The following is a 3,321-nucleotide window of genomic DNA, read 5'->3' on the forward strand; positions in this document are numbered from 1 at the left end:
TGATATCACGCTGGAATTCTTTTTCAATTACCATAGTGATGGGTGTTGTGCTGCTGATGTTTCAGATGACAAATGTGATGCTAGAGCAGTGGAACCACTATGAGGAAAACAGTTTTGTCCGAAGTTGGGAGGAGCTGCCCAGTGAATCCAGCGCCTATGCGCTGAATACCACAGCGCCGGAGGAGAACCGCGGAGTGGTAGTGTATATTGGAAGCGAGAGCGCACCGGCCTTTCAGATTATGCAGCAGTGGGCGGTCTACACAAAGCAGAATTTTGTGAGCTGCGGGACAATGGAGGAGTATCAGGAGTGCGGGAGCAAGTTGGCCGCATATCCGGGAAAGATTGTGAGCGTCCGCTCCGAGGATCTTGACTGGGAAGATGGAGAAATTTGGGATATTCTGGAGCAGAACGCCGCTGTGGATGATAGCTTGGTATTCTGCGGCCTTCCGAAGTCCGGCGCGATTAAGGGAAATGCAGGACTGCGTAGCCTCTTGGGAATCTCTCAGGTGCGCTCGGAGGAGGTTTCCGTGGAGGGCCTTCGCCTGGAGGAGGGATTTTTGCTGGGCGGCGGAGCGGAGTACCGAAGTGTAGACCCGGAGGAGAACAGACAGCGTCAGGACATGGATCTGACGTTTCCCTGGTATATACTCTCGGAGAATACCGAGATTTATATGCGGGGAATCCTGGAGGATGAGTCCCTTGAGCTCCAGGAGATGCCCCCTGTGATCTGGCGTTCTCCGGTAAAAGAGGCCAACGTCTATGCGGTAAACGGAGATTACATGGAGGAGGCGTATGGGCTGGGGCTGCTGTCCGCCATGTGGGCCAATGGAAAAGAGTGCGAGATCTATCCCGTGGTCAATGCCCAAAATCTGGTGGCCGTCAATTATCCGGGACTGGCGCCGGAGAACAGCGAAGAGATCCAGGCAATTTACGGACAGGATCTTGAACGGCTGTTACGGGACAGCGTGTGGCCCGTATTCATTGCGGCATACCGCCAGAACACACTGGGCCTGACCTGTATGCTGGCGCCGCAGTTTGACTACGAGGATAAGAACATGCCGCAGCAAAATCAGCTTTTGTACTACATGAAGCATCTGAATGAGGAGCGTGCGGAGGTGGGGCTGTCTGATGGCCGCATCTGCGGTACGCCTCTGGAACAGAAACTGCTGGAGGACCAGTGGTTTATGGAGGGAACTCTGCCGGATTACCAGTTTACCTCTTTTTACAGCACAGAGGGGAAAAACCTGGAAGAGACTTTGCAAAACGGTATTCTGAAGCCGGTTCGGACGGTGGTCTCCCGGTATGACGGGGAGCCGGAGGTCTTTGGGTATTTGAATGAATATGTGACCAGGCAGGCGCTGCTTACCGATGGAGTCCATTACACGTACAGCCAGGATTTTCTGACGAAGTGTATGGAGACGGCGCTGGGCTATACCAGCGTAATGGTGGACATGGAAAAAATTGCGTATCCGGAGGGAAGCGACAGGCTGAACGAAATGAGCGCAAACCTGGGCTGGAACCTGCAGAATTACTTTCGCAGTTATGAGAACTTTGCGGGAACCACGGTATCCGAGAGCGATGGGAGAATCCGTGGCTTCCTTGCGCTGGATTACACCAAACGGATAGAGGGCAACACGATTTATCTGGAACTTAATAATTCAGAGACGCCAGCGTGGTTTGTGTTAAGAAGCGGGGGAAAGAGAATCCGATCCGTAGAGGGCGGCCAGTGGACCCGGCTGGAAGACAGCGCGTATCTCATCGAGACTGCCGGGAAAAACGTGGCGATTACACTGCAGAACAGTACGTGGAGATAACCGGTGGATTTTGCGGCAGCAATGAAAAGGAAGTGACAGAATGAAAATCTGCATAATTGCGGAGGGTAGTTACCCCTACGTGGTGGGAGGCGTGGCCACTTGGACGCATAATCTGATTCGGTCTTTTTCAGAACACGAGTTTATCATCGTCAGCGTTTTGGCGGATCGGTCTCAGCGGGGGAAGTTTCAGTATGAGATTCCCGAAAACGTGCGGGAGATTCACGAGGTTTACTTAAATGATGCGCAGTGGAGGAGCAAAACCCAGGGAAAAGTTAAGCTCAAGGCGCATGAGTATCAGGCGCTGCGCAGCCTGGTATTGAACCAGGAGGTGGACTGGGATGCCATTTTCCACCTCTTCCAGAGGGATGCCGCCTCTGTGAACGACATTTTGATGGGTCCCGATTTTTTGAGGATCATCACAGAATACTACCAGATCTACTACAATCAGCTGGTGTTTACCGATTTTCTGTGGATGATGCGTTCAATCTATCTGCCCCTGTTTTTAACGCTCCGGATGAAGGTTCCCCAGGCGGATATATACCACTGCGTCTGCACCGGTTACGCAGGCGTGCTGGGCAGCCTGGGGAAGTATCTCCATGGCGGCAAGATGCTGGTTTCCGAGCACGGAATCTACACGAGAGAGCGGGAAGAGGAGCTGATTAAGGCCAAATGGGTGCGGGGTGTTTTCAAAAACATATGGATTGAGCAGTTCCGAAAGATGTCTATCCTGGCCTATGAGAGGGCGGACACAGTGATAAGCCTGTTCAACCACGCCAGGGAACTCCAGATAGAGGAGGGCTGTCAGGTGGAGAAGACGAGGGTGATCCCGAACGGGATCGAGGTAAACCAGTTTGAAAGCCTTCCGGGAAAAAGCAGGGAAGATGCCAAATGGATCAATGTAGGCGCAGTTGTACGCATAGCGCCGGTTAAGGATATTATGACCATGATCCAGGCGTTCCACTTTGCCAAGGAGCGGGCCCCCTTCCTGCGTCTGTACATCATGGGTCCCTGGGATGAGGAGGAAGACTACGCAAAAGAGTGCTTTGATCTGATCCGGGTCATGAATGTTTCCGATGTCGAGTTTACCGGAAAAGTTGATGTGCGGGAGTATTACGGAAAGATGGACATGGTGCTTCTGACGAGCATCAGCGAGGGACAGCCGCTGGCCGTCATGGAGAGCTTCGCAGCTGGCAAGCCTGTGGTGGCAACGGATGTTGGAGATTGCAGGGGGTTGATTTTAGGGGAGTCCGACGGCTTTGGAGAGGCGGGAATTGTGGTTCCCGTCATGGATGTGGCCGGGATTTCCTCAGCGCTGCTACAGCTGGCGTATAACCAGTCTGAGCGGACCAGGATGGGAGAAAACGGCCGGCGGAGAGCGGTCGCCCTATACCGGTCGGAAACCATGTATGAGTCCTACCGGACGCTGTACGAAGCGCAGGCGAGCGAAAATCAGAAAGAAAAGGAGGGAGAACAGAAATGGCGGGAGTCGGTGTCAAACTAAAACGTA

Annotated in this window: 2 protein-coding genes; both read left to right on the top strand. The window is 53.2% G+C overall.

The genetic code is table 11. The features are described 5' to 3' along the window. On the top strand, positions 1-1,814 hold a 1,814-nt coding region (locus JX325_RS13990; RefSeq protein ID WP_204791704.1), incomplete at its 5' end, for a DUF2194 domain-containing protein. Positions 1,815-1,854: 40 nt separating this feature from the next. Beyond that, the gene (pelF, locus tag JX325_RS13995; RefSeq protein WP_204791705.1) at positions 1,855-3,315 is read left to right on the top strand and encodes a GT4 family glycosyltransferase PelF; all 1,461 of its coding nucleotides are present in this window, start codon (positions 1,855-1,857) and stop codon (positions 3,313-3,315) included. Positions 3,316-3,321 lie beyond the last annotated feature (6 nt).

The sequence above is a fragment of the Oscillibacter sp. CU971 genome, from assembly GCF_905219725.1.
Classification (GTDB): domain Bacteria; phylum Bacillota; class Clostridia; order Oscillospirales; family Oscillospiraceae; genus Oscillibacter.